Origin of the sequence: Cohnella baijiui, assembly GCF_020731285.1 — a bacterium.
GTDB lineage: Bacteria > Bacillota > Bacilli > Paenibacillales > Paenibacillaceae > Cohnella.
This window is the reverse complement of sequence record NZ_JAJFOW010000030.1, coordinates 52,953-77,375: the sequence shown is the minus strand read 5'-3', so window position 1 is coordinate 77,375 and position 24,423 is coordinate 52,953. Positions and strand designations below refer to the sequence as shown.

At 62.7% G+C, this 24,423-nt stretch carries 20 protein-coding genes and 1 pseudogene; 18 read left to right on the top strand and 3 right to left on the bottom strand.

Annotated features, from left to right (window positions below; translation table 11 throughout):
- Positions 1 to 22 precede the first annotated feature (22 nt).
- The 5 genes from accD (at position 23) to LKX83_RS22785 (ending at position 4,881) form a co-directional block, all read left to right on the top strand.
- Positions 23 to 910: an acetyl-CoA carboxylase, carboxyltransferase subunit beta gene (gene accD / locus LKX83_RS22805; RefSeq protein WP_227885137.1), complete on the top strand. Its 888-nt coding sequence runs from the start codon at positions 23 to 25 to the stop codon at positions 908 to 910.
- On the top strand, positions 903 to 1,877 hold the full coding sequence (locus LKX83_RS22800) for an acetyl-CoA carboxylase carboxyltransferase subunit alpha (RefSeq protein WP_227885136.1): 975 nt from the start codon (positions 903 to 905) through the stop codon (positions 1,875 to 1,877). The genes accD and LKX83_RS22800 overlap by 8 nt, the downstream gene beginning before the upstream one ends.
- Positions 1,878 to 1,997: 120 nt before the next feature.
- Positions 1,998 to 3,752: a pyruvate kinase gene (pyk, locus tag LKX83_RS22795; RefSeq protein ID WP_227885135.1), complete on the top strand. Its 1,755-nt coding sequence runs from the start codon at positions 1,998 to 2,000 to the stop codon at positions 3,750 to 3,752.
- Positions 3,753 to 3,945: 193 nt separating this feature from the next.
- Positions 3,946 to 4,428, top strand: coding sequence for an acyl-CoA thioesterase (locus LKX83_RS22790; protein WP_227885134.1), 483 nt, complete (start codon positions 3,946 to 3,948; stop codon positions 4,426 to 4,428).
- 51 nt (positions 4,429 to 4,479) lie between these two features.
- Positions 4,480 to 4,881 (top strand): FxsA family protein, encoded by a 402-nt coding sequence (locus LKX83_RS22785; protein ID WP_227885133.1) that lies wholly within the window; start codon positions 4,480 to 4,482, stop codon positions 4,879 to 4,881.
- A 14-nt stretch (positions 4,882 to 4,895) separates the two neighbouring features.
- Here the strand turns inward: LKX83_RS22785 and ytvI are convergent, their stop codons facing one another.
- Positions 4,896 to 6,011, bottom strand: a complete 1,116-nt coding sequence (gene ytvI / locus LKX83_RS22780) for a sporulation integral membrane protein YtvI (protein WP_227885132.1) — start codon at positions 6,009 to 6,011, stop codon at positions 4,896 to 4,898.
- Positions 6,012 to 6,248: 237 nt separating this feature from the next.
- On the opposite strand from ytvI, the gene ppk1 reads away from it, so the two are divergent.
- The 3 genes from ppk1 (at position 6,249) to LKX83_RS22765 (ending at position 9,149) form a co-directional block, all read left to right on the top strand.
- Complete coding sequence (gene ppk1 / locus LKX83_RS22775; protein WP_227885131.1) at positions 6,249 to 8,336, top strand: polyphosphate kinase 1; 2,088 nt, start codon at positions 6,249 to 6,251, stop codon at positions 8,334 to 8,336.
- A gap of 199 nt (positions 8,337 to 8,535) precedes the next feature.
- Positions 8,536 to 8,697, top strand: coding sequence for a mechanosensitive ion channel protein MscL (locus tag LKX83_RS22770; protein ID WP_227885130.1), 162 nt, complete (start codon positions 8,536 to 8,538; stop codon positions 8,695 to 8,697).
- Positions 8,698 to 8,789: 92 nt separating this feature from the next.
- Positions 8,790 to 9,149 (top strand): hypothetical protein, encoded by a 360-nt coding sequence (locus LKX83_RS22765; protein WP_227885129.1) that lies wholly within the window; start codon positions 8,790 to 8,792, stop codon positions 9,147 to 9,149.
- Positions 9,150 to 9,172: 23 nt separating this feature from the next.
- On the opposite strand, the gene LKX83_RS22760 is transcribed toward LKX83_RS22765, so the two are convergent.
- On the bottom strand, positions 9,173 to 10,708 hold the full coding sequence (locus LKX83_RS22760) for a Ppx/GppA phosphatase family protein (protein WP_227885128.1): 1,536 nt from the start codon (positions 10,706 to 10,708) through the stop codon (positions 9,173 to 9,175).
- A gap of 317 nt (positions 10,709 to 11,025) precedes the next feature.
- On the opposite strand from LKX83_RS22760, the gene citZ reads away from it, so the two are divergent.
- From citZ to LKX83_RS22725, 6 genes and pseudogenes are all read left to right on the top strand, one after another.
- Positions 11,026 to 12,138: a citrate synthase gene (gene citZ / locus LKX83_RS22755; RefSeq protein ID WP_227885127.1), complete on the top strand. Its 1,113-nt coding sequence runs from the start codon at positions 11,026 to 11,028 to the stop codon at positions 12,136 to 12,138.
- Positions 12,139 to 12,259: 121 nt separating this feature from the next.
- Complete coding sequence (icd, locus tag LKX83_RS22750; RefSeq protein WP_227885126.1) at positions 12,260 to 13,552, top strand: NADP-dependent isocitrate dehydrogenase; 1,293 nt, start codon at positions 12,260 to 12,262, stop codon at positions 13,550 to 13,552.
- 105 nt (positions 13,553 to 13,657) lie between these two features.
- Positions 13,658 to 14,602, top strand: coding sequence for a malate dehydrogenase (gene mdh, locus LKX83_RS22745; protein WP_227885125.1), 945 nt, complete (start codon positions 13,658 to 13,660; stop codon positions 14,600 to 14,602).
- A gap of 102 nt (positions 14,603 to 14,704) precedes the next feature.
- Positions 14,705 to 15,767, top strand: a pseudogene (locus tag LKX83_RS22740) (M24 family metallopeptidase).
- 68 nt (positions 15,768 to 15,835) lie between these two features.
- Entirely contained in the window at positions 15,836 to 17,068 is a 1,233-nt protein-coding gene (locus LKX83_RS22730; RefSeq protein ID WP_227885122.1) for an aminopeptidase, read from the top strand.
- Between the two features lie 182 nt (positions 17,069 to 17,250).
- Positions 17,251 to 17,664: a hypothetical protein gene (locus tag LKX83_RS22725; protein ID WP_373238442.1), complete on the top strand. Its 414-nt coding sequence runs from the start codon at positions 17,251 to 17,253 to the stop codon at positions 17,662 to 17,664.
- A 148-nt stretch (positions 17,665 to 17,812) separates the two neighbouring features.
- Here LKX83_RS22725 and yfbR read toward each other — a convergent pair whose 3' ends face one another.
- Positions 17,813 to 18,400 (bottom strand): 5'-deoxynucleotidase, encoded by a 588-nt coding sequence (gene yfbR / locus LKX83_RS22720; protein ID WP_227885120.1) that lies wholly within the window; start codon positions 18,398 to 18,400, stop codon positions 17,813 to 17,815.
- A gap of 275 nt (positions 18,401 to 18,675) precedes the next feature.
- Here yfbR and LKX83_RS22715 point away from each other — a divergent pair, with 275 nt between their 5' ends.
- The 4 genes from LKX83_RS22715 (at position 18,676) to rsgA (ending at position 24,406) form a co-directional block, all read left to right on the top strand.
- Positions 18,676 to 20,214 carry a fumarate hydratase gene (locus tag LKX83_RS22715; protein ID WP_227885119.1) on the top strand — a complete coding sequence of 513 codons (1,539 nt, stop codon included), beginning with the start codon at positions 18,676 to 18,678 and terminating at the stop codon, positions 20,212 to 20,214.
- Between the two features lie 37 nt (positions 20,215 to 20,251).
- Positions 20,252 to 22,054: a two-component system histidine kinase PnpS gene (gene pnpS, locus LKX83_RS22710; RefSeq protein ID WP_227885118.1), complete on the top strand. Its 1,803-nt coding sequence runs from the start codon at positions 20,252 to 20,254 to the stop codon at positions 22,052 to 22,054.
- A gap of 120 nt (positions 22,055 to 22,174) precedes the next feature.
- A complete protein-coding gene (locus LKX83_RS22705; RefSeq protein ID WP_227885117.1) occupies positions 22,175 to 22,903 on the top strand; it encodes a response regulator transcription factor in 729 nt (242 codons plus the stop codon).
- Positions 22,904 to 23,293: 390 nt separating this feature from the next.
- Positions 23,294 to 24,406, top strand: a complete 1,113-nt coding sequence (rsgA, locus tag LKX83_RS22700) for a ribosome small subunit-dependent GTPase A (protein ID WP_370639114.1) — start codon at positions 23,294 to 23,296, stop codon at positions 24,404 to 24,406.
- Positions 24,407 to 24,423: the final 17 nt, after the last annotated feature.

Genomic DNA, 24,423 nt, shown 5'->3' with positions numbered 1-24,423 from the left:
TTGCGCCTTGTGAGGTGTCGCTGTGTTCAAGGATTTATTTCAGAAGAAGAAATATGCTACCGTGCCGTCCTCGTCGTCCGCGAAGACGCAGGATGATCGTCCCAAACGCGAGATTCCCGAGGGCCTGATGAACCGATGCCCGAAGTGCGGAAACATACAATTCAGCAAGGAACTCGAGAAAAACCTGAAAGTGTGCTCCACGTGCGGGCATCACTTCCGTCTGAACGCCTTAGAGCGCATCGCGATGACGCTCGACGAAGGGCGTCTTTTTGAGATTGACGCGGATCTCGTCTCCGAGGACCCGCTCGAATTTCCGGGCTACAAGTCGAAGCTCGAGCAGCAGAAGATCAGCTCCGGCCTGAAAGACGCGGTCGTTACCGGGGAAGGCGCGATCGGCGGTATGGACGTCGTCATCGGCGTCATGAGCTTCGACTTCTTCAGCGGGAGCATGGGCTCCGTCGTTGGCGAGAAAGTGACGCGGGCGATCGAGCTGGCGCATGCCAAGCGGCTGCCGCTCCTCCTGTTCTCGACCTCGGGCGGCGCGCGGATGCAGGAGAGCATCCTGAGCCTCATGCAAATGGCCAAGACAAGCGCCGCGCTCGCCAAGTTCCAGCAGGACGGCGGGCTGTTCGTCTCGGTGTTCACCGATCCGACGCTCGGCGGCGTGTCTGCAAGCTTCGCGAGCCTCGGCGACTACATCCTCGCCGAACCCGGCGCGATCGTCGGCTTTGCCGGCCGCATCGTCATCGAACAGACGATCCGTCAGAAGCTGCCCGACAACTTCCAGACGGCGGAGTTCAACCTGCAGCACGGCCAGCTCGACAAGGTCGTGCACCGCAAGGACATGCGGACGTTCCTGATCAAGCTGCTGGACATGCACGTAGGGAAGGGAGAACAGACGGATGGATAACAAGCTGCCGTTCGAAGGCCCTCTCTCCGACCTGCGCCGGAAGATCGACCATCTGAAGAAGGTCGGCGTCGAGCAGCAGATCGACTTCACGGACGAGATCGGGCGTCTCGAAGAGAAGTACAAGGAACTGGAAGACGAGATTTACGCCAATCTGTCGGGCGCCCAGATCATGCATCTGGCTCGCGTGCACTCCCGTCCGACGACGCTCGATTACGTCAACGAGATTTTCACCGATTTTATCGAGCTGCACGGGGACCGGCTGTTCGCGGACGATCTGGCGATCGTCGGCGGCATCGCCAAGCTGAACGGCGTGCCGGTGACGGTGGTCGGCCATCAGCGGGGTAAAGATACGAAGGACAACATCCAGCGTTTCTTCGGCAGCCCCCATCCGGAGGGCTTCCGCAAGGCGCTGCGCTTCATGCAGCAGGCGGACAAGTTCGGCCGTCCGATCATCACCTTCATCGACACGAAGGGGGCTTACCCCGGCGATACGGCGGAGGCGAGAGGGCAGTCCGAGGCGATCGCCCGCAACCTGAAGGAGATGGCGCTCTTCAAGGTGCCGGTCATCTGCGTCGTCATCGGCGAAGGGGGCAGCGGCGGCGCGCTCGCGCTCGGCGTCGGCAACCGCGTGCTCATGCTCGAGAACGCGATCTACTCCGTCATCTCGCCGAACGGCGCCGCTTCGATCCTGTGGAAGGACGCCTCGAAGGCCGATCAAGCCGCCGAAGCGATGAAGATCACCGCCAAGGACCTGAAGGCGTTCGGCATCGTCGAGGAGATCATTCCGGAGCCGAAGGGCGGCGCCCACCGCGATCCGGCCTGGCAGGCCGAAGCGATCAAGCAAGTGCTCTGGCGGCACCTGGAGGAGCTCTCCGCCATGTCGCCAGAGGCGCTCATCGAAGATCGCTACCGCAAGTTCCGGGGCGTCGGCAAGTTCGTTTCGCCTGAGCTCGTCCAGCCCACCTAAATCAAACCGCAGCGTCCGCCTGCCGCACTTCGGCGGGCCGCCGCGGATGAGAATAGCTAGACAAACGGGTTCGGCCGCGGGCCGAACCTCACGCGACATTCACGGAGGAATATAGAACCCATGCGCAAAACGAAAATCGTCTGTACCATCGGCCCGTCCAGCGAATCGCTGGAAAACACCAAGAAGCTGATCGCCGCCGGCATGAACGTCGCCCGTCTGAACTTTTCCCACGGCGACTACGTCGAGCACGGCAACCGCATCAAGAACATCCGCGCGGCCTCCGCAGAGCTGGGCAAGACGGTCGCTATCCTGCTCGACACCAAAGGGCCGGAAATCCGTCTCGGCAAGCTGAAGGAAGAGCCGATCGAGCTCGTCCAAGGCGAATACGTCACGCTGACGACCGAAGAGATGCTCGGCGACAAGGACCGCGTTCCGGTCACCTACAAGGATCTGCCGGGCGACGTCCAAGTCGGTTCCACGGTCCTCATCGACGACGGCCTCATCGGCCTGACGGTTGTCGGCATCGACGGCACCGAGATCAAGTGCCAGATCGTCAACAGCGGTCCGATCAAGAGCAAGAAGGGCGTCAACGTCCCCGGCGTCGCCATTTCGATGCCCGGCATCACCGAGAAGGACGCGAACGACATCCGCTTCGGCATCGAGCAGGGCGTCGACTTCATCGCCGCGTCGTTCGTGCGCCGCGCGAGCGACGTGCTCGAAATCCGCGAGCTGCTCGAGCGTCATGAAGCCCGCCATATCCAGATCATCTCCAAGATCGAGAACCAGCAGGGCGTGGACAACCTCGACGAGATCCTCGAAGTGTCCGACGGCCTCATGGTCGCGCGCGGCGACCTTGGTGTCGAGATTCCGGCCGAGGAAGTGCCGCTCGTGCAAAAGAGCATGATCGAGAAGTGCAACCGCGCGGGCAAGCCGGTCATCACCGCGACGCAGATGCTCGATTCGATGCAGCGCAACCCGCGTCCGACGCGTGCCGAAGCGTCCGACGTCGCGAACGCGATCTTCGACGGCACCGACGCGATCATGCTGTCCGGCGAAACGGCGGCGGGCAAATACCCGACCGAATCCGTGCAGACGATGTCCCGCATCGCGGAGCGCGCCGAGTCCGCGCTGCGCTACCGCGAAATTTTCACCAAGCAGGCGCAAGCCCAGCAGACGACCGTGACCGAGGCGATCAGCCAGGCGGTCGCCAACTCCGCGCTCGACCTCGAAGCCAAGGCGATCGTCACCTCGACGGAGAGCGGCTATACGGCGCGCATGGTATCCAAGTACCGGCCGAAGTCGCCGATCATCGCCGTGACGCCGCAAGAGCAAGTGCTGCGCCGCCTGCAGCTCGTCTGGGGCGTCATCCCGGTGCAGGGCAAATCCGCCGAGACGACGGACGAGATGGTCGACATCGCCGTGAAGGGCGCCATGAGCTCCGGCCTGGTTCGCCTGGGCGATACGGTCATCATCACGGCCGGCGTGCCGGTCGGCCGCTCGGGCACGACGAATCTGATCAAGATCCACAACATCGGCGAACTCATCGCCAAAGGCCAAGGCATCGGCTCGCAGAGCGCGACCGGCCGCGTCGTGATCGCGCGCACCGCCGAGGAAGCGATCCGCAAAACGACGCAGGGCGCCATTCTGGTTGCGCCTTCGACGGACAAGGAGTACATGCCCGCCTTCGAAAAAGCGGGAGCCGTCATCACCGAATGCGGCGGCATCACCTGCCACGCCGCGGTCGTCGGCTTGAACCTGGGCATTCCGGTTATCGTCGGCGTCGCCGGCGCGCTGGAGCTGCTGAAGGACGACATGGAAGTGACGCTGTACGCCGAGCACGGCGTCATCTACTCCGGTCAGGCCAAAGTCCTGTAAATCGCATGAACGTCCCGGGAGACGGAAGCGCCAAGTCGCGGCCGCTTCCCGGCGCCAGGGTCCGGGATTCCGGGCCTTTTTTTGTACGCCGCGACCACCCGCGATAAGGTCGGATTGCCGGACTGGCGGAAAGGGCGAAACGGCGCAAGGGATGAGCCGATTGCGGACGCGGGTAAAAGGGAGGAAGAAAGATATGGGCAGCGTATGGCACCTGCATCCGCTGAGGGTACGCTATCAGGAGACGGACCGGATGGGCGTCGTCTACCACGCGAATTATGTGAACTGGTTCGAGATCGGACGGACCGAATGGGTGCGGCAGGCAGGATATACTTATAAGGAGATCGAAGCGAGGGGGCTGCTGCTTCCGGTTATCCATCTGGAGGCGTCGTTCGAGCAGCCGGCGCAATACGACGATTGGGTGACCGTGTGCACCCGCGTAGCCGAGATGACGCCGATTCGCGTACGCTTCGAGTCGCGGATCGTGCGGGGCGATCGGTCGGATGTCGGGCTGAAGGCGCGCGCGGCGGAGGAGCCGCCGGGTGAGACGCTCGTCCAAGGCGGGACGAAGCATGTGTGGCTGAACGCCGCTTGGAAGCCCGCCCGCCTCGACCGGGAGGCGCCGGACGTCTGGGCGGCGATGCGGGCGCTCGTGGAGGCGCCGGGCGGCCGCGGGTGAAACCGGGCGGCGGCTGGACCGTATAACCCAGGAACAAAGGAGGGACGGCCGATGCTGCGCAAATTCGGCATTTTGATCGTGATTGGGGCGTTGATCGAAGTCTGGGGGATATATATGATGAGCCGGTGGATCGGAGGCTGGCCGACGTTCGTCCTGCTCCTGGCCGGGGCGCTGCTCGGCGGCTGGTTCGCCCGCGCCGAGGGACGCAAGGTGTGGGCCGAGGCGCAGCGCCAGCTGGCTCAAGGCCAAATGCCGGGCCACTCGCTGCTCGACGGCATCTGCGTGCTCGTCGGGGGACTGCTGCTCGTCGTGCCCGGCTTCCTCTCCGACATTGTCGGGATTACGATGCTTCTGCCGGCGACGCGGCCGATGTACAGGCTCGCGATGTACGGCTGGCTCGCGAACAAGGTTCGCTCCGGCTCCTTCCGCATCTACGGCGGACCCCGCCGCTAAGCGGGATTCACGCTTTACTTCGCGCCGTTCGCGATATAGCGGCCGAGGTCGCGGAACACGCCCGCGCGATGGCAGGCCGTCAGCACGACGAGGACGAGCGGACCGAAGACGAGGCCCGCGATGCCGAACATTTTGAGCCCGACGAACAGGAAGATCAGCGTTGGGAGCGGATCGAGCCCGATGCTGGAGGAGAGCACCTTGGGCTCGATGATCTGCCGGGCAACGAGCACAACCCCGTACAGAACCGCAAGCGCCGTGCCGAGCCGCCAGTCGCCGACAAGATACTGGTACGCGATCCACGGAATCATCGCCGCGCCGACGCCCAAATAGGGCAGCAGGTCGACCAGCCCGATGATCAGCCCGATCGTGACCGCATTTTCCACGCCGATGATTAATAATCCTAGAGTGACCGCCACCGCGGTGATGGAGATAAGGAGAAATTGGGCGCGCGCGTAGCCGAATAGCGCATGGCGCAGGTCGCGCAGGACGGCGCTCGTGCGTTTTCGCAGGGAGAGGGGGAACCAGCCGTCGATGCGGCTGCTGTAAGTTCGCCAGTCCTTGCTGATAAAGAAGGAGGCGATCAGAATGACGCCCGCGAGCGTCGCTATTTCCGGGAGGGAGGCGAGCACGGTCACGATGCCGTTCAGGATACCCTTGAGCAGATCGGTGCCGGCTTGGGCGAGCGCTTGGCCGGTCTCGGAGATGCGGCTTTCGATCGGCGCCTGATAGCTCGGATTTTGCCGGTAAAAGGAGTTGAGACGTTCCGTCAGGTTCTGCCATTCGGGGCGCGCGAGCAGGCGGTTCAGCGTCGTCTCGACCCAGGCGACGAGATCCTGGAGCGAGCCGGACAGCGTCATGATCTCGTTGATCAGCCGCACGACGAGGGCCGAAACGACGGTCAGCATGGACGCCGCGAAGACGATCAGCGTCAGGACGACGGCCAGCCAGCGGGGGGTGCGGACCTGCTGTTGCAGGAAGTCCACTACGGGGTTCAGCGCGTAAGCGAGCAGCCAGCCAAGCAGGAATGGATAGACGTAAGGCAGCGCCCGTCCGACCAGCCAGCAGCCGCCCGCGAGCCCGGCCGCTACTAGCACGAGACGCCCCCATTGACCCAAGATCTTTCGATCCACGCCGCTTCCCCCTTTTGCCGCTCCCCATCTCCGCCGCCGACAAGCGGACTCCATTATAACCTGCCGTCGATCCGCCGCGCGACGGTCTTCCCGCTCATTCCGTCGACAGCGGCACCCGACGCGTTTTGCGCCTTTTACATTGCGTTAATGTAGAATTAACGCTGCGTTTACATCGCCCAAACATAATGAAGGGAACAAGCTTTTCTACTATCGAAGCTATACGAGGGGGACATAAGGATGTCGGCGTCCAAAAAATACATTAACCGGGATCTGAGCTGGACGGAGTTCAACCGGAGAGTATTGGAGGAAGCGGAGGATCCGCGAACGCCGCTGCTGGATCGGTTCCAGTTCCTGTCGATCGTCTCCAGCAATCTGGACGAATTCATGAGCGTGCGCGTCGCCGGCCTGCAGGATCAGCTCAAGGCCGGATTCAACAAGGCGGACTTCACGGGCTATACGCCGCAAGGGCTGCTGAGGCGGCTCGCTAAGCGGGTCGATCGGCTCGTCCGCCAACAATACAAGACGTACCGCGAGCTGATGCGCTCGCTGTCCAAGGAAGGCGTCGTGCTGTCGGCGTGGGAAGACCTGAACGCGGAACAGCAGGAGGCGCTGATCGACTATTTCCAGGAGATCGTCTATCCGGTGCTGACGCCGATGGCCGTCGACGTGAGCCGCCCCTTCCCGCTGCTGCACAGCAAGGAGTTGTATTTGGCCGTCGTGCTTCGTCCGGACGCGTCGGCCGACCGTCAGGCGGAGGCGAAGCCCTACTGTGCCATCGTGCAGGTGCCCTCCATCCTGTCGCGGACGGTCGCCGTGCCGGGGCGGAGGAACAGCCGGAAACAGGCGTACATTCGGCTGGAAGACCTCATCAAGGAGCGGATCGGCCAGCTGTTCAGCGGCTACGCGACCGAAGCGGTGCACGCATTCCGAGTGACGCGCAATTCGGACCTCGCGCTGAACGAGGAGGCCGCCGAGGACCTGCTTCAGGAGATCGAGAAGGAGCTGCGCCGGCGCCGCCGGGGCTTTCCCGTCCGGATGGAAATCGAGAAGGGCATGCATCCGCACGCCCGCGAGCTGCTGCTCGACGAGCTGGAGCTCGACGAGGAGGACGTCACGGAGATCGACGGCCCGCTCGATCTGACCTTCCTCTCCCGGTTCGCCGGGTCGCTGCCGGGCATGGACCATCTCCGGTACCCGGCGATCGAACCGGCCTACCCGGCCGAATTCGAGGAGGCGGACGACATGCTGTCGGTGCTCCGGGAGCGCGACGTGCTCGTCTACCATCCGTACGAATCGTTCGAGGCGGTGAACGACTTTATTTGCGAAGCGGCGGAAGATCCCGAGGTGCTGGCGATTAAGATGACGCTGTACCGGGTCAGCGTGAACTCGGTGCTCGTGCAGGCGCTGGCCAAGGCGGCCGAGTCCGGCAAGCAGGTGACGGTCGTGGTCGAGATCAAGGCGCGGTTCGACGAGGAGCGGAACATCGCGTGGGCAAGACAGCTCGAGAAGGCGGGCTGCCACGTCGTGTACGGACTCGTCGGGCTTAAGACGCACGCCAAGATCACGCTTGTCGTCCGGCGCGAAGCGGGCGCCCTGCGCCGCTACGTGCACGTGGGTACCGGCAACTACAACGAAAACACCGCGAAGCTGTATACCGACGCCGGCTTGTTTACCTGCCATCCGGATATCGGGGCGGACGCTTCGGCGCTCTTCAACGAGATGACCGGCTATTCGACGCCGCACGATTGGCGCGCCTTCGCCGTCGCGCCGACGGGACTGAAGCCCAAGCTATTCGATCTGATCGACCGGCAGATCGGCTTGGCCAAAGCCGGCAAGCCGGCGCGAATTCTGGCCAAGATGAACTCGCTGTCCAACCAGTCGATGATCGACAAGCTGTACGAAGCGTCCCAAGCCGGCGTTCGGATCGAGCTCATCGTGCGCGGGGTCTGCTGCCTGCGTCCCGGCGTACCGGGCCTCAGCGAAAACGTGCGAATCGTCAGCATCGTCGACCGCTTTTTGGAGCATGCGCGCATGTTGGCCGTCTCCGGCGGCGAGGAGGACGAGGTCTACATCTCCAGCGCGGACTGGATGACGCGCAACCTGAGCCGGCGGGTCGAGCTGCTGTGTCCGGTTTACGACCGGGGGCTGCGGCAGACGCTGCTGAATCTGTTGGAAATGAACTTGCAAGACAACGTCAAGGCACGCGAGCTTCAGTCGAACGGCAGCTATCTGCGCGTGACCAATGCGGAGCCCCCGCTGCGAAGCCAGCTTTACGCGGGGGATATTCCGCTCTGGAAGACGGCGGCCGCGGCGTTGGAGGAGTAGGCGGCGGCTGCGCCTCTGCGGCTACACGCCGGCGCGTGCGGAGGCGTCCCGGAAAGAAGTAAGCGGCACCCGAGTTTTCGGGCGCCGCTTACTTTTTTGTCAAAATTCACAAAATCGACCCATTCCGCTAATCTGCCTCTAACATTCCCCGCATACGATGAGAGAGTGAGTAACGCAATCAAAGACTGGGAGGTTAAGCATGATCGTATTCGACGTGATCGTCGGCGGAGAGGTCAAGGAGACCATCCGGCCGAAAACCGCGAAGCTAAAGGAAATCTACGTCATCGTGGGCGAACAGATGAAGCAGATGAAGCGCAAATACGGCCCGGATGTCGACGTAAAGAGAAGAATGATCTATTAGCAAATAAGGCGGTCATGAGGCCACCTTATTTTTTTTGATCGGAATGCAATTCGCAGGGGCCATTGTGACCGGCCGGGGCGGCGGTTTCCGCGATGCCGGATTCGGCGAATGTATGCGAAAAATCGAATACATTTTCGGCGCAGACGCTGGATTCGGCGAATGTATGCGAAAAATCGAATACATTCTTGGCGCAGACGCTGGATTCGGCGAATGTATGCGAAAAATCGAATACATTTTCGGCGCAGACGCTGGATTCGGCGAATGTATGCGAAAAATCGAATACATTCTTGGCGCAGACGCTGGATTCGGATCATTGTGTTCGAAAAATCGAGTACCCGCGAGCCCCGACTCGTACCGCCGTGCGCGCTGGGGCCGCCAAACTCGCCAATGTCACCAAACTAGCCAAATCCGCCGAACTCGCCAAATCTGCCGATCTCGCCAAATCCGCCTAACGAACCAATGCCGCCAAAGGCCGTCAGCGGACCTTCAGCGAGGGCGTCAGCCCCCAGCTTTTTTTGAAGAGCTTGGCGAGGGCATCGACCTCCATGCGTTCCATCGGGAGCGGATGGTTCGCGGACGCCTCCAGGCGAAGCCGGTTGCCCTTGGCGACGGAGACGTCGAGGGCGTCGATGGCCTGGGCCTCGCTTCGGTCCAGCGCCGCCGCGAGCTGCAGCAGCGAGCCGAGCCGCACGACCGTCTCGAGGTCCCCCTCCCGAAGCAGGGAGCGATAGGGCGTCAGCTTGCGCCGGAGCGGAATCGGCCCCCGGTAGGAAGCGATCGCGGCCGTCAACAGCTTTTCCCGGTGGGACAAGCCGTTCCAATGGGCATGCATGAGCATGTAGAACGTATGGTCCGCGCTGTCGTTAAAGTCGATGACCGCCCCGATGCGGCACAGCCGGGCCGCCGCGTCCAGCAGCCGGCGGACGGAGGCGGGAATGCCCGCGCCGGGCGCCAGCCGATCGAAGAGCGCGAGCGCCAGCCGACGGATCTGATTCAGATGGCCTTCGGTCGCCCCCGGATATAATGCGGTCAAATTGCGTATGCTTTCTTCCAGCACTTGGTGTGCGCCCGGGGTCTCCGGAAGCGGCAGGCAAGTCTCGTAAAACAAGCCGTCGCGCAAGCCGGCCCCGCAGACGACGAGACGGGACGACTTGCTCGCGCGGGCCACCGAGGACAGGATGGCGAGGCCGGGAACGATGACGTCGGCCCGATCCTTGGACAAGCCGGGGAATTTGCGGCGTTTGTCCAGCGGCATGGCGGAGAGCAGCTCGAGCGAAGCGTCGACTACGCGCGTCGACAGCTCGTATCCGTGCAGATGGGCGTACGGATACTCGTCCGTTCGTTGGCGCAGCTTCGCCAGGGCGCGGACGGTGCCGCCGAGGCCGACGAGCGGAAGGCCGGGATGCCGCGACAGCCACTCGCTTCGCAGGAGCTTGTCCCGGATGTCGGACATCATCGCTTCAAGGGCGGACGGAGACAGCGGACCGCCGCTCAAGCCGAAGCGGGAGGCGGTATTGACGCAGCCGATCGGATAGGAGACGGCGGCGACGATTTCGCGTCCGCGGAGCAGCGTGATCTCGGTGCTTCCCCCGCCGATATCGACGACAAAAGCGTCCTGCAGGTCCATCGTCCGCATCACGGCGGCGCTGCCGAGGCGGGCTTCGTCTTCGCCGGACAGCAGCTCGATCTCGAGGCCGGTCTCTTCGTAGAGCGTCTGCAGCACTTGATGGCGATTGGCGGCTTGGCGGATCGCGGCGGTCGCCACCGCGCGGACCCGATCGGCGCCGTGCATTCGGCAGATGCGTCGAAAGTGGCGCAGCACCTCGCCGAGCTCGGCGACGGTTTCGACCGGCAGGCGGCCGTCGGCTCCGAGCTTTTGGCTCAGCCTGGCCGGCCAGCGACCCTGGTCGATAACGCGGAAGGCGCCGTTGTCCTGAAGCTGAAACACCGCGAGCCGAACGGTGTTGGACCCGATATCGATGACGCCGGTCACTTGCGATGAAGATTGCACGCGATTGCCCCTTCCTGCATAGCCGTATCGTGGGCGGCGCTTGCCGCGCCGTATTCTACCTATATTACCATCCGCGGCGCTTCGGCAAAAGAACCTTTATGATGTCGATAAAGACATTTTATGCCGCCTTCGGTTCCATTCGCCGAGCAAATCGTTTATCATGAAAAATAGGTCCGAAAAACCGTAAGAACCACGAGTTTCCACGTTGTAGCTAGCCGGGATTCCCTCCCGCTCGCCCGGAGCCTCCATCGAACAGCCCGGCCGGCGGTTTTTGCCGCGCCCGGACTCGACATTTTGCTTACAAAGGAGAGAAAACCATGACAGCTACCAAAGGCCTGGAAGGCATCGTCGCCGCGGCCTCGTCGATCAGCTCCATCATCGACGGCGTGCTGACGTACCGCGGGTACGACATCGATGAATTGGCTGAAAAGGCGAGCTTCGAAGAGGTCGCTTATTTGCTGTGGCACGGTAAGCTCCCCAATACGTCCGAGCTGGACGCGCTGCAAGCGCAGCTAGATGAATATTCGGCCGTCGCGGCCGATGTGATTTCCGGCATTCGCCTTTATCCGAAGGACACGAATTCGATGGCCGCGCTGCGCACGGCGGTGTCGAGCCTCGCGCTCTACGACGCGGAAGCGGGCGATATGAGCCGCGAAGCGAACATCCGCAAAGCGGTCAAGCTGCAAGCCCAGCTCCCGGCGGTGGTCGCCGCGTTCGCGCGCATCCGCCAGGGCCAGGAGCCGGTCGCCCCGAAGAAGGGCGTCGGCATCGCGCACAACTTCCTGTATATGCTGACCGGCGAAGAACCGGCCGAAGTGGCCGTTCAAGCGTTGGACAAGGCTCTTGTCCTGCATGCGGACCATGAGCTGAACGCGTCTACCTTCGCGGCCCGCGTCACGGTTGCGACGCTGTCCGACATTTACTCCGGCGTCACGTCCGCCATAGGCGCGCTGAAGGGGCCGCTGCACGGCGGCGCGAACGAAGCCGTCATGGTCATGCTGGACGAGATCGGAACGGTCGAGAACGTCGAACCGTACATCCAGAACAAGCTGGGCAACAAAGAGAAAATTATGGGTTTCGGCCATCGCGTCTACAAGAACGGCGACCCGCGCGCCAAGCACCTGCAGCAAATGTCCCGCCAGCTCGGCGAGCTGAAAGGCGACATGCGCCTGTACGAAATGTCCGTCAAGATCGAGGACCTCGTCACCGGCCAGAAGGGACTGAAGCCGAACGTCGACTTCTACTCCGCTTCCTGCTACACGATGCTCGGCATTCCGCGCGACCTGTTCACGCCGATCTTCGCGATCAGCCGCGTATCCGGCTGGACGGCGCACATCCTCGAGCAGTACGAAGACAACCGCCTGATCCGCCCGCGCGCGGAATACGTCGGTCCGGTCAACCAACATTACGTGCCGATCGCCTCGCGCTGACGCGCGAATCCGGCCGATCCGGCGGGCCGCTCCCTTTGCCGTACGTGAGGAGGGGCGGTGCGCCGGTTTGGCGCGATTGAAATCCGACAACAGACAAACCCTATAGGAGGCTATACCCGATATGAAATTGGAGAAATTCGCTCTGCCGACTTCCGGCCAACCGATCACCGTCAACGAAGGCGTCCTGAACGTTCCTAACAACCCGATCATTCCGTTCATCGAAGGCGACGGCACGGGCCGCGACATTTGGCGCGCTTCCCAGCGCGTGCTGGACGCAGCCGTCGAGAAAGCTTATAACGGCGAAAAGAAAATCGCCTGGTACGAAGTGTTCGCCGGCGAAAAGGCGTTCAATACTTACGGCGAGTGGCTCCCGGCCGACACGCTGACGGCTATCCGCGAATACATCATCGCCATCAAGGGTCCGCTGACGACGCCGATCGGCGGCGGCATTCGCTCCCTGAACGTGGCACTCCGTCAAGAGCTTGACCTGTATACCTGCTTGCGCCCGGTCCGCTACTTCAACGGCGTGCCTTCCCCGGTGAAGCGTCCGGAGCTCGTCGACATGGTTATCTTCCGCGAGAACACCGAGGACATCTACGCCGGCATCGAGTACCAAGCTGAAACCGCCGACGCGAAGAAAGTCATCGAATTCCTGCAAAAGGAAATGGGCGTCAAGAAGATCCGCTTCCCGGAAACGTCCGGTATCGGCATCAAGCCGGTGTCGTCCGAAGGCTCCAAGCGCCTCGCACGCGCGGCGATCGAATACGCGATCAAGCACAAGCGCAAATCCGTTACGCTCGTCCACAAAGGCAACATCATGAAATTCACGGAAGGCGCGTTCAAGAACTGGGGCTACGAAGTGGCTGAAACCGAGTTCGCCGACAAGACCTTCACGTGGGGCCAATACGACGCCATCAAGGCGGAGAAAGGCGAAGAGGCGGCTAACGCGGCTCAGAAAGCAGCGCTCGCCGAAGGCAAGCTCCTCGTGAAGGACGCCATCGCCGACATCGCCCTGCAGCAAGTGCTGACCCGTCCGACGGACTTCGACGTCATCGCGACGCTGAACCTGAACGGCGACTATCTGTCCGACGCCCTCGCCGCGCAAGTCGGCGGCATCGGCATCGCGCCGGGCGCGAACATCAACTACCTGACCGGCCACGCCATCTTCGAAGCGACTCACGGCACGGCGCCGAAGTACGCGGACAAAGACGTCGTCAACCCGGGCTCCGTCATCCTGTCCGGCGTCATGCTCTTCGAGCACCTGGGCTGGCTGGAAGCGGCCGACCTGGTTTACAAGGGCCTCGAAAAGTCCATCAACAGCAAGATCGTCACGTACGACTTCGCCCGTCTGATGGAAGGCGCAACCGAAGTGAAATGCTCCGAGTTCGCGAACGAAATCATCAAAAACATGTAAGTGCGTTTATCGCGGGGAGAAGCCGGCTAGGATAGAGCTACACCGCAGGATGCGACGCCCGTAGGGCGAATCGCATCCTGTAGCTGAATGAAGGAGGCTATCCGAATGGCCATCAAACGCGCGAAAATCACCGTCGTGGGCGCCGGCTTTACCGGCGCGACCACGGCGCTGATGCTGGCTCAAAAAGAGCTCGGCGACATCGTCCTGCTCGATATTCCTCAGCTCGAGAATCCGACCAAGGGCAAAGCGCTCGACATGCTGGAGTCCACGCCGGTCCAAGGCATCGACGCCAGAATCGTCGGCACGGCGAACGATCAGGATTCCGCGGGCTCCGACGTCGTCATCATCACGGCCGGCATCGCCCGCAAGCCGGGCATGAGCCGCGACGACCTCGTGAACACGAACGCGGGCATCGTGAAGTCCGTCTGCGAGAACGTGAAGGCCACCAGCCCGAACGCTTACGTCATCATCCTGTCCAACCCGGTCGACGCCATGACCTACGTAGCCAACAAGGCGTTGGGCTTCCCGAAAAACCGCGTCATCGGCCAATCGGGCGTCCTCGATACGGCGCGCTACAACACGTTCCTCGCGGAGGCGCTGAACGTTTCCGTCGAAGACGTGCGCGGCGTCGTGCTGGGCGGACACGGCGACGACATGGTCCCGCTCGTGCGGTACACGACGATCGGGGGCATTCCGGTCGAGAAGCTGCTCCCGAAGGATCAGATCGATGCCATCGTTGCGCGCACGCGCGTCGGCGGCGGCGAGATCGTCAATCTGCTGGGCAACGGCAGCGCCTACTACGCGCCTGCCGCCTCGCTCGTGCAGATGACCGAGGCGATCCTGAAGGACAAGAAGCGCATCCTGCCGGTCATCGCGCTGCTCGAGGGCGAATACGGCTACGACAACCTGTTCATGGGCGTCCTGGCCGTGCTGGGCGGCGACGGCATCGAGAAGATCATCGAGCTCGACCTGACGGCCGAGGAGAAGGCGTCGCTGGAGAAATCCGCCGAATCCGTCCGCGGCGTCATCCGGATCGTCGAGAACGCATAAACTCCGCTTAGAAGACGCCGAACAACTCCAGGGTCGACAGACCTTGGAGTTGTTTAACGTTTGGCGGAGACGAACAACGCGACAAGGAAAGGAGATGCTCTCATGGCATCCGTATGGAACACCCGAAAAAGCAGATTGCTGGCCGCATTGAAAGAACAAGGCGTCGATGTCGCGCTTGTGACGTCGCCGACGAACGTGAATTACTTGACGGGCTTCGCCTGCAATCCGCACGAGCGCTTCCTGGCGCTTGTCCTGGACGCGCGCGCGGAGACCGAATCGCTGTACGTGCCGCTGCTGGACGAGACGGCCGCGCGGGAAAGCGAAGGCGCTGCAGGCATCGTGCCCGTCGCCGATACCGAAGATCCGTACGCGATTCTGAAATCCCGGCTGCCCGAGGGCGCGCGCGTCATCGGCGTGGAGAAGGGGACGGTCAGCCTCGCGCAGGCCGAGCGCTTCGAGGCCGTCTTCCCGGGCGCGCGGTTCGCCGATCTGGAGGAGTCGCTGCTCGGCATGCGGCTGCGCAAATCCGAGGAAGAAGCCGCGAAAATCCAACGTGCCGTCGACCTGATCGAGGCCGTCGTTGCGCACGCGGCGGATTTCGCGAAGATGGGCATGACAGAGCTTGAGCTGGCGGCGGAGATCGAATATCAAATGCGCAAGCTTGGGGCCGATCGTCCGGCGTTTGAATCGATCGTGCTGACCGGGCCGCGGACGGCGCTGCCGCACGGCACGCCGGGACCTTATCCGATCCGCCGCGGCGACTTCGTGCTGATCGACATCGGCGTTCAGATGGACGGCTACTGCTCCGACATCACCCGCACGTTCGTGATGGGCGAGCCGTCCGAAGCGCAGCGCCGCCGCCCGCGCTGGCGAGCCCGCAGGAGCCGTCGACCGGGCGGCGCGCCGGGTGATCGAGGACGCGGGCTACGGGCCGCTGTTCACCCACCGGGTCGGCCACGGCTTCGGCATGGACGTGCATGAGCGGCCGTCGATGTCCGGCCAAAACGAGATGATCATGGAGCCGGGACTCGTATTCACGGTCGAACCGGGCATTTATGATCCCGTCATCGGCGGGGTTCGCATCGAAGACGACATTTACTTGAACGAAGACGGAACGGCCCGGGTAATGACCCGCTATCCGAAGGAGCTCATCCAACTCGGATAGGTATCCCTGCACGGGGAATGCGGAACGGAACAAAACGAGAACGACGACGAGAAAGAGGGGCAGGTCCCATGAGCGGTTTTCAAGTCAAACTGGAGCGGTACGCGGAGCTGATCGTCCGGATCGGGGCGAACGTGCAGCCGGGTCAGACGGTTGTCGTCAACGCCGCGGTCGACTCCGCGGCGCTCGTCCGTCTCGTCGTGCGCAAGGCTTACGAGGCGGGCGCGTACCAGGTCAAGGTCGTCTGGTCGGACGAGACGGTCACCCGGCTGCGCTACGACATGGCACACGGGGACGCGTTCCTCGAGGAGCCCAAGTGGGCCGCGGGCGAAAAGCTCGAGCTGGCGCAAGCCGGCGCCGCGTCCATTACGATCATGTCCGAGGATCCCGATCTGCTGAAGGGCGTCTCGGGCACCCGCATCGCCAACAACCAGAAGACCGCCAGCAAGGCGCTTAAGACGTACCGCGAGCTGTCGCGGGCGTTCAAGTTCAGCTGGAGCCTGTCGACGGCGCCGTCGCAGGGCTGGGCGGACAAAGTGTTCCCGGACGCGCCGCCCGAAGACCGGATCGGCCTGCTCTGGGACGCGATCTTCAAGATGGTGCGCGCGGACCGGGAAGATCCGATCGCCGCGTGGGAGGAGCACCTCGGCCAGCTGAAGCGCCGCGCCGACTCGCTGAACGCGAAGCAGTACCGGCAGCTGCGCTACGTCGGACCGGGCACGAATCTGACGATCGCGCTGCCGAAGGACCATATTTGGCTCGGCGGGCGCAAGCAAAACGCACAGGGCGTCTGGTTCGTGCCGAACCTGCCAACGGAGGAAGTGTACACGGCTCCGCATCGCGGCGGCGTCAACGGCACCGTGACGAGTACGAAGCCGCTCAGCTATGCCGGCAAGATCATCGACGGCTTCACCCTGACCTTCGAGCAAGGCCGCGTCGTGCAGGTGTCCGCCGCACAGAACGAGGAGACGCTGTCCGCCCTCGTCGCGATGGACGAGGGAGCGGCTTACCTGGGCGAAGTCGCGTTGGTGCCGCATCGGTCGCCGATCTCCGATTCGAACCTGCTGTTCTTCAAGACGATCTTCGACGAGAATGCGTCGTGCCATCTGGCGGTCGGGGGCGCTTACTCCTCGTGCATCAGCGGGGGTCCCGACATGACCCAGGATGAGCTGCTCGCGCGCGGGCTCAACACGAGCATCGTCCACACGGACTTCATGGTCGGTTCGGGCGAGCTCGACATCTTCGGCACGACGGAGGACGGCGCAGAGGAGCCGGTGTTCGTGAAGGGCAACTGGGCGTTTTAATCTCGCGGTTCGTCGATGGCAAGACGCCGGACCGGGACGTTATGGCGATTCGTTAATCGAATCGCCCGTCCTGTTTGTTCACTTGTTCGAATAGGGCCGTTTTTACTTGGGCGCTTATTTTGTGTATACTTGTCGTAATCCGATGAAAAATTTGGCTGGGGGGTTCACTGGTGTATAACGTCATGATATTCCTACATATCGTTGGAGCCGTGGGGATGGGGATTTACGCGATTCTGCCGTTTCTGGCGAAGCGCTTCAGGCAGCTGTCCACGCCGGCGCAAGAAGGGCTCGCTAGCGGTCTCGTGTCCGCGGGACGCATCGGCCAGTACGCGCTTATCCTGCAGCTTCTCACGGGCGGTTACCTGATGTCGCAGAACGACTATACGGTCCCTTGGATGATCGTCATCGTCGTGCTGTTCGTCGCGATCGGCGCGCTGTCCGGTATCGTGCAGGCGCCGCTGAAGCGGATCGTCGCCGCCGCGGCGGGCGGACAGGACGCGTCGGGCAACGTCTCCCGCGTGCAGACGCTGAGCGCCATCATCCTGATCCTCTTCCTGGTCATCCTATGGCTGATGAAAAATCCGTGGTATCAATAATCGACGCGGAGCTCGCTCCGGCCTTGCCTTACGCACCTTCGGGCGTATAAGGCAAGGCTTTTTCCTTTTCCGGCGGCCCCGAACGCGAACAGCCCGCCCGCGGACGATGCGTCCGCAGGGCGGGTTGTTTCCGTTTGGGCGCGGACGGTCACTCCTCCGCCAGTTCGTCGATCGTCCGTTCGAAGCTGGGCGCGAGACGCTCGAGGAACCAGTCGACCTCGGGCATGCCCAGTCCCCGGAGCCGCTCCTCGAACTGCCTGCGCGCGGTGGCGAACTCGCGGTTGCCGGCGGACATCTCGCTGACGCATTTGAGATAAGCGTCCAGGACGTCGGCGGCCTTGACGTACTTGGCCAGCTCGGGGTCGGCCGTCTGGCGAGTCAGGAGCGGCCCGTAGGCGTCCTGCAGCTCCGTCGGCACCGTCGCGAGCAGCCGGTCGGCGGCGAGCTTCTCGATCTCCCGGAAGTTCGCCAGGATGACGGGGTTGTGGTGCTTGACGGGCGTCGGGATGTCGCCGGTGAACACTTCGGTCGCGTCGTGGAACAGCGCGTAGGAAGCCGCTTTGTCCGGATCGACGGGATGATCGAAGACGTCGCGGGCGATCGTGCCGAGCAGATGCGCGAGAAGGGCGGTATGGAACGAGTGCTCCGCGACGTTTTCCGTCATCGTGTTGCGCATCAGACTCCAGCGCTCGATGTAGCGGAGACGGTACAAATAAGCCAAAAAATGATGCGCCATCCTGCGCACGTCCTTTCTTCCGCGGAATTCCGGTCCTTTTTTCAACAGACAATATCTCACGATCCCGAGAATTGCGCAAGTCCGCAACGGGCCGCCGCTAGATTCGAGACGGAATCATCGGAGGCGGGATCCCGCTTCCGCGGGCGCGAACGGGTTTCTTTGCCGCGCCGCGAGAAGCGGTAGGATGCATTCCCGCCGCTTTGCCGTCTATGGTATGATAGAGCTATGAATGTTGGATTAATTTTTCCCGAATAGAGAGGAGCTTCCTACCCGCTATGTCCCTGTTTGAAGAGAGCATCTACCGCCTGATCGTCGAAACTTCCACCAATCTCCCGGCCGACGTGCGCCGCACGATCGCCGCCGCCCGCGAAGCGGAGGACAGCGCGACCCGCGCCGGATTATCTTTGTCCACGATTGCCCAAAATATTGAAATGGCGGAATGCAACGTCTCTCCGATCTGCCAGGACACGGGGATGCCGACGTTCGTCGTGCATACGCCCGTCGGCGCCAACCAGATCGTCATGAAGCGGGAAATCCAAAACGCCGTCGCCCGCGCGACCAAAGACGGCAAGCTGCGGACCAACTCCGTCGACTCGCTGACCGGCGCGAACACCGGCGACAACCTCGGCCCCGGCACGCCCGTCATCCATTTCGAACAGTGGGAGCGGGACGAGATCGACGCCCGCCTCATCCTGAAGGGCGGCGGCTGCGAGAACAAAAACATCCAGTATAGCCTACCGTGCGAACTCGAAGGGCTGGGCAAGGCCGGACGCGATCTCGACGGCATCCGCAAATGCATCCTGCACGCGGTCTATCAGGCGCAAGGCCAAGGCTGCAGCGCCGGCTTCATCGGCGTCGGCATCGGCGGCGACCGCACGACCGGCTACGAGCTGGCGAAGCAGCAGCTGTTCCGCCACGTCGAAGACGAGAATCCGATCCCGGAGCTGGGCCGGCTCGAGGAATACGTGTTGGACAAGGCGAACCAGCTCGGCATCGGCACAATGGGCTTCGGCGGCAACGTGACGCTGCTCGGCTGCAAGATCGGCGTCATGAACCGCCTGCCTGCGAGCTTCTTCGTATCCGTCGCCTACAATTGCTGGGCATATCGCCGTCAAGGCGTGCTGCTGGACGGCGGTACGCACGAGATCAAGGAATGGATCTACGAGAGCGGCTCGAACCATCCGATGCGGACGCAGGCCGATTCCGCAGCCGCGCCCGCCTCGGGCGGCGAGCGCCGCGAAGTCGTGCTGACGGCGCCGCTGACGGAAGAGCAGGTTCGCTCGCTGAAGGTGGGCGACGTCGTTATCCTGAACGGCGAAATGCACACCGGCCGCGATGCGCTGCACAAGCATCTCATGGACCACGACGCGCCGATCGACTTGAACGGCGGGGTCATCTACCATTGCGGACCGGTCATGCTGAAGGACGAAGCGGGCTGGCACGTCAAGGCGGCCGGTCCGACGACGAGCATCCGCGAGGAGCCGTACCAGGGCGACATTATGAAAAAGTTCGGCATCCGCGCCGTGATCGGCAAAGGCGGGATGGGGCCGAAAACGCTGGCCGCGCTCCAAGAGCACGGCGCCGTTTATCTGAACGCGGTCGGCGGAGCGGCGCAATACTACGCCGAATGCATCAAAAACGTGAACGGCGTGGACTTCATGGAATTCGGCATTCCGGAGGCGATGTGGCATCTGCAGGTCGAAGGATTCGCGGCCATCGTCACGATGGACGCGCACGGCAACAGCTTGCACGCCGACGTAGACAAGGACTCGAAGGCCAAGCTCGCCCAATTCAAAGACCCAGTATTCGCCTGATCGGGCGGAGCGGGGACGGACAGATATAGGTGCGTAAATGAGAAAACTTCGGTTTAAGCTGACCGCCCTGTTCATGCTGTTGATCGGACTGTCGGTCCTGGCCGCCGGCATTTTCACGGGCAAGTCCTACAAAGACAATCACCAAGACGCGCTCCGCGACCATATGGTCAAGGAGCTGCGCGTGTTGATCGCGGCCGCTCCCTGGCCGCTTGGCGAGACGGAGGCGGCGCAGCGGACGTATTTGCAGGAGCAGGCTGCCCATTTCAAGCAAATCGCCGACATGCGCGTAACCTATATCCGCACGGACGGCATTGTGCTCGGGGACTCGGACCACGCGCCCGAGACGATGGACAACCATTTGACTCGCAAAGAAGTGAAGCAGGCACTCGCGTCCGGGGTCGGCAGCAGCATCCGGCACAGCGACACGCTTGGGCAGAATATGCTTTACGTGGCGATGACGGTTCGGGATGGCGCAGGCCAGACCGAAGGCGTCATCCGGCTGGCGATGAGCCTGAAAGAAGTCGAGCGCAGCCTCGGCAACATGTGGCTCGCGCTGATCGCCGGCCTCGCCATCGTCTTCGCGATCGCCGCGCTCGTCAGCTACCGGGTGGCGCTCGGCGTGACGCGGCCGCTCGAACGCATGACCGATGCGGCCAAGCGGATGGCCGACATGGACTACGCCATTCGGATCCCGGCCGCCGGCAAGGACGAAGTGAGCGAGCTGGCCCGTGCCTTGAACGCGATGGCGGCCAGCCTCCAGGGACAGATGGACGAGCTCCGGCAGAACGAGACGCAGCTCCAGTCCGTGCTCGACAACATGATCAGCGGCGTCGTCATGATCGGCCAGGACGGCAAGATCCAGCTGTACAACCGGAGCGCCGAGCTGCTGCTCGGCAGCAGCGCGAAGGAACGCGTCGGCCGCAGCTACACGGAGGCCAAGCAGCAGTACGAGCTGCTGCAGATCATCCGCGAAGCTTTGGAGACCCACGAGCCACTGCACGAAGAGCTAACGGTTTATTACCCCGAAGAGCGGCTGCTCGAACTGAATCTCGTCCCGATGCGGATGGGCGAGGATACGGAGCCGGGGCTGCTGCTCGTCCTGCAGGACGTCACCGCCATCCGGCGGTTGGAGCGGATGCGCAGCGAGTTCGTCGCCAACGTCTCGCACGAGCTGAAGACGCCGGTCGCCGCCGTGAAGGGCTTTGCGGAGACGCTGCTAGCCGGCGCGGTGAACGATCCGGAGACGGCCCAGTCGTTCCTTACGATCATTCACGACGAGAGCGAGCGGCTCAACCGCTTGATCGGCGACATCCTCGAGCTTTCGAAGATCGAGTCGCGGCGTTCTCCGCTCCAGTTTTCCCCGGTCGACCTCAAAATTTTCCTGGAGCGGCTGATGGAGTTCATGCGGACCGAAGCCGCCAAGAAAAGCATCGAGATGGAGCTGCAGGTCGAGGAGGAGCTGTTTCTCGAAGCCGACGAGGACCGCCTGGGACAGATTCTGCTGAATCTGCTGCAGAACGGCATCAACTACACGCCGGACGGCGGACGGGTGAAGATCGTCGCGGAATACGTCGAGGGAGAAGCGGAAGCCGAGGGCGAGGATCGCGTGCGGATCACGGTTTCGGATACCGGCATCGGCATCCCGAAGAAGGACATTCCCCGCATTTTCGAGCGGTTTTACCGGGTAGACAAAGCGCGATCCCGCAGCTCGGGCGGCACGGGTCTTGGGCTTTCGATCGTCAAGCACCTCGTCGAGCTGCACCACGGCTCGATCCGGGTCGAGAGCACGGTCGGCGTCGGCACGCGCTTCATCATCGAGCTCCCGTTGTTGCAGCCTTGATCAAAAAACGGGTCATTTAACGCAGCGCTAACATTAGGATGACGTGCGTTTTACAGTGGCATGATAAATTGGGCAGAGAGCCCGATACGGGCGGGACTTCCTGCCGGACTGGAGGAGCACATGTCGGACAAGGTGCTGATTATCGAAGATGAACCGACGATCGCGCGTCTGGTGACGTACAACCTTTCGCAAGAGGGATACGAAACGGAAGTGGTCGGCAACGGCGCGGAAGGGCTGCACAACGCGATACACGAAGATTACGCCATTATTTTTCTAGATTTGATGCTGCCGGGAATGAACGGCTTCGAGGTGCTGCAAAAGCTTCGGCAGAACGGCGTCAAGACGCCCGTCATCATCCTCACGGCGCGCAATGCCGAGGAGGAAGTCGTCCAGGGGCTGAAGCTGGGCGCCGACGACTACATCACCAAGCCGTTCGGCGTTGCCGAGCTGCTCGCCCGCACGTCGGCCGTACTCCGCAGGTCCCGCAACGAGGAGACCAAGGAAGCGGAGGCCAGCGGCGGCGAGAAGGTGATCGCGCTCGGGGACCTGCAGATCTTCCCGGACAAATACGAGGTGCTTCTGAACGGCCAATGGATTACGCTGCGGCCGAAGGAGTTCGAGGTGCTCTTGTACCTCGCGGAGCGGCCGGGCATCGTCATCACCCGGGACGACCTGATGAACGTCGTCTGGGGCTTCGACTATATCGGCGGGCAGCGAACCGTGGACGTCCACGTCAGCTCGCTCCGCAAGAAGCTGGAGCTGAACCAGCAGACGGTGCAGATCGAATCGATCCGCGGCGTCGGCTACAAGCTCATGGTAAGCCGCAAGGCGGGCCTGGCCGGCAGATGACGCCGGCTGGGCTTTTTTTTTCTTGGGCGGGGAGCTTGGCGTCCAGATGTTGACAGCAGTGGGATCGTCGCTCTATAATGGACACACTATCGACAAGGAGGCTGATGAATATGAGCAACGTTACGACGATGGACGTTCGGAAGGCTGTCACTTATGCATCGGTCTCGGCGGATCGCGGATAGCGGACGACTTCGGTTGTTCGTAGATCTAGCGTGCCGTGGGAGACCGTAAAGGTCTCCTGCGGTTTTTTTGTGTCTATGGCCGCAGGGGAACCTGCGGTTTTTTTGTGTTTCCATGAATGTCCAAAAAATGAAAACAAGGGGTTATCGAATGAACGAAAAGCAAACTGGCGAGAAGCAAACGAGCGAAAGGCAAACGGCCGAAAAGCAAATGAACGAAAGATTGATGGCTTGGGGCTGGAACGAGTCGTGGGCCGAAGCGTTCGAAGGAGTCGTGCATCCCGGCGGGCGGAAGCTGGTGCCGGCGCGGGTGACGGCGCAGTTCTCCCATCTGTATCAGGTCGTGACGGAAACGGGAGAGCGGCACGCCGAGGTGACGGGGAAATTCGAGTATGAAGCGGAGTCGCGCGGCGACTTTCCGGCCGTAGGCGACTGGGTCGCCGCCGAGCTGCTTGACGGAGAGGCAAAGGCGGTCATTCATGCGCTGCTGCCCCGGCGGAGCGCGATGAGCCGAAAGGTGGCGGGAAACGTCCTGGACGAACAGATCATCGGGGCGAATCTGGACGTCGTCTTCCTCACCAGCTCGTTGAACGAGGACTGGAACGTCCGGCGTCTCGAGCGCTACCTCATCGTCGCGCGGGAGGCGGGCATCCGCCCGGTCGTCCTGCTGACGAAGGCGGACCTGTGCGACGACCCGCAGGCGTACGTAGACGAGGCGGAGCGGGCGGCGCCCGATGTCCCCGTCATCGCCGTCAGCGCGGTGACGGATGTGGGCAAAGAGGCGCTCGCGGCTTATTTGCAGCCGGGCATGACGGTGGCGGCGGCCGGGTCGTCCGGCGTCGGCAAGTCCACGCTGCTCAATTGGCTGGCGGGCGACGCGCTGCAGGAGGTGCAAGGCATCCGAGAGGACGATGCCAGGGGACGCCACACGACGACGCACCGCGAGCTGTTCATCCTGCCGGGCGGCGCCGTCTGGCTCGATACACCGGGCATGCGGGAACTGCAGCTGTGGGACTCGCAGAGCGGCTGGCAGGAGACGTTCGCGGACATCGAGGCGCTCGCCGCGTCCTGCCGGTTCACCGACTGCCGGCACGAGTCGGAGCTGGGCTGCGCCGTTCGCGCCGCCTTGGCGGAGGGGACGCTAGACGCGTCGCGTTACGCGAACTATCGCAAGACGGAGCGGGAGCTGGCGCGGATCGCGCGCAAGGAGCAGTCCGTCAGCAAGCGGCAGCAGAAGCAGGCGGCGTCCCGCGGCGGGCGCCACGGGGCCAAGAGAGCCGAGCTGAGCAAGCGCGACTATCTTGCGGCCTACGACGACGAGTGAAGCGGACCAGTAGGCGT